Origin of the sequence: Vibrio sp. 10N.222.48.A3 (genome assembly GCF_041475345.1) — a bacterium.
Classification (GTDB): domain Bacteria; phylum Pseudomonadota; class Gammaproteobacteria; order Enterobacterales; family Vibrionaceae; genus Vibrio; species Vibrio tasmaniensis_A.
The window spans coordinates 1-2510 of sequence record NZ_JBFRVX010000041.1 but is presented as its reverse complement, the minus strand read 5'-3'; the positions used below and the strand labels follow the sequence as shown (position 1 = coordinate 2510).

1 protein-coding gene is annotated in these 2510 nt (G+C 45.9%); it reads left to right on the top strand.

All coding sequences use genetic code 11. The features are described 5' to 3' along the window. Positions 1-2510, top strand: a 2510-nt coding sequence (locus AB4653_RS01710; protein WP_372103168.1) for a tandem-95 repeat protein, incomplete at both ends; no start/stop codon positions are given.

Genomic DNA, 2510 nt, shown 5'->3' with positions numbered 1-2510 from the left:
ATGAAGACGGTTCGATTGATGAAACCACTGCGGGCATCACCGTTCTAGAAGTGAATGATCCACCGGTTGCGGGTCCAACGTCATACACCATTGACGAAGATTCGGTTCTGACGTTCAGTGAATCTCAGATTCTTGTGAATGCTTCGGATATCGAAGGCGATGTAGAACTTGTTGGCATTAACTACGATGGCTCTGACGGTATCTTCACTGTAAATGGTGATGGTACATGCAGCTTTGCACCAAATGAAAACTTTAATGGTCAGGTTCAACTGGGTGTGACCATTCAAGATGAAGATGGCGCAACGGTTGAAACACACATTAACGTTGATGTATTGCCAATCAATGATGCGCCAGTATCGGGTGATTTGGCTTACACCATCAATGAAGATAGCTCCATCACGCTAAGCCAAGAGCAATTGCTAGCAAGAGCAGGTGATATTGATAGCGACAACTTAGAAGCTATCAATCTATCTACTGATGAAAATGCGACCATCCAACATAATGATGATGGCAGCTACACCATCACACCGAACGCAGACTACAACGGTGACCTAGATCTGAACTTCGATATCATCGATAACGATGGTGGTTCAGTTCAAGTTGGCCTAGACGTTACTGTGAATCCGGTTAATGACCTGCCACAAGCGGAAGATCAAGAGTTCACGATTGAAGAAGACGGTACGTTACTCTTCACCGATGCTGATCTGCTTGCAGGCGCGTCGGATATTGACGGTGATGAACTGTCGATTGAAAACGTGCTCTACACAGGTGCAGATGGTGTTCTTAGCGATAATGGCGACGGCACATACAGCTTTGCTCCAAACGAGAACTTCAATGGTGATGTTCAATTCTCGTTCGATGTCTCTGACGGTACTGATTCAACATCAGCTGTTATTGATGTAAGTGTAACGCCGGAGAACGATCCTCCTGTAGCGGGCTCGACAGCTTATACAGTTCAAGAAGATGGCCAAATCACGATCAGTGATGAACAGTTATTAGCGAACTCTTCAGATGTAGAGGGTGATGTTGCTCTATCGAGCGTTACTTACGCTGGTGACGATGGTTCGTTCGTTGATAACGGTAATGGCACCTACACCTTCACGCCAAATGAAAACTTCGACGGAGACATCTCACTAGATGTTGTCGTCGTTGACGAAGACGGTGCAACGGCGACAACGACAGCGGGCATTGATGTCATTGCTGTCAATGACGGCCCTGAAACGTCCGGTATTGAAGCAGAAGTCGACGAAGATAATTCAATCACTATTACTCAAGAGCAGCTGCTTGCAAATGCTACTGACGTTGAGGGTGATGAGTTAACGGCGTCTAACCTGCAAACCAACGACCCTGACGCGACAATTGTTGCTAATGACGATGGTTCATTCACCATCACGCACACAGAAAACTTCAATGGCGAGTTGGACTTCACATACAGCATCAATGATGGTGACAATGAAGTTCTGACCACTCTCGATCTAACGGTTAATCCAGTTAATGATGCGCCAGAAGCGGGCGAAGAGATCTTCATCCAAGCGCAAGAAGATCAAACGGTTGGTGTGACGCTTCGTGAAGAACCTGCACTACGTTTAGACCAAGCGCCAGAAAACGGCATCATTGAAGCGAATGTTAATGATGAGTGGGTGGTGCTGGAAGTAGGGCAAGAAGTACCGGCTGATACAGAAGTACGCTTTGTTCCAAGTGAGGGGGCTCTTGCTGAAGGCACACATACTACGCAAATTGGTACCTTCGACGATAACGCTAGCGTAGACGATTGGGGTACAGAAGTTGACCCTTACACTCGTGAGTTCTCGGATGGTGATTTAACGGTTACGGTTCAAAGTAACGATGATCCGCTTGGTGCTTGGAATGGTAACACCCACATAGGTCACGGCCTTGGTGATACCGATCGCCAAGGGTTGAGTGGTGATGAAAAACTGACTATTTCAGTTGAAGGTCAAGACATCAATGAAATCAGTTTCCACCTAGATGGTTTAGGTGGTTGGTTCATGGAAGAATCGCGTCACTTTACGGAAGTAGAAATCAAAGCGTTCAATGAGGACGGTGACCTAATTGACTCGATGACTTACCACAAAGAAGACCGTGGTACTTTCGAGACAGACTACACGTTAACGGTTGACCAACCAGTGTCTTACTTTGAACTCGGTACAGTTCAAGGAAATGGTACTTATGTTGTTCAAAACATGACCGTGTCACAAACTTGTCATGATGAAGCCGTGTTCACATCGATTGGTGTAGACGGTTCAGAAATTACCGAAACGGTTGAGTTGAACATCCACGCGGGTGACAACGAAATTGAGCTAACGGCTGATCTTCCTAATATCACTATCGATACTGAAGGTTCTGCTCAATTTGCTTCTGTTGTGATTACAGAAGAACAGTTACTGGCACAAGCATCAGATATTGATGGTGACGACCTTGATATTCAAAATCTTGAGCTGGTGGGTGAAAACTCAGAGCATGCAACACTGATTGACAACGGTGATGGTACT